This window comes from Vibrio sp. 10N.222.55.C6, from assembly GCF_041473395.1.
Taxonomy (GTDB): domain Bacteria; phylum Pseudomonadota; class Gammaproteobacteria; order Enterobacterales; family Vibrionaceae; genus Vibrio; species Vibrio crassostreae_C.
This window is the reverse complement of record NZ_JBFRSD010000322.1, coordinates 1-301: the sequence shown is the minus strand read 5'-3', so window position 1 is coordinate 301 and position 301 is coordinate 1. Positions and strand designations below refer to the sequence as shown.

Sequence of the window (301 nt, the reverse complement as noted above, 5' to 3'; positions counted from 1 at the left end):
CGTTATAGAATGAAGCTGGCGTATCTGATACATCCCAAACAGCAAGAATTACCTGATAGCCATCTCTATCTGGAACAGAACATTCGTGTGCGGTAGATGCACCTGCTGCTGGGAGTTCGCCATTACCTTGTACTTCACAGAACGGAATAAGATCGAACGAGTCGCGTGTTAACGGGCTATTAACATCCCAATCTTGCTTAGTGATGTAGTACTTCCAGCTTGCCGCTGGGTGTGGCGCAGTGTAAGTCCACTCAAACTGTTGACTGCCAGATTGAATGGGTTGCTTAACCCAACGTTGGGC

Annotated in this window: 1 protein-coding gene; it reads right to left on the bottom strand. The window is 47.8% G+C overall.

The window, feature by feature from the left end:
* A partial coding sequence (locus AB4486_RS23905) for a lytic polysaccharide monooxygenase (RefSeq protein WP_372119085.1) occupies window positions 1–301 on the bottom strand: 301 nt, incomplete at both ends.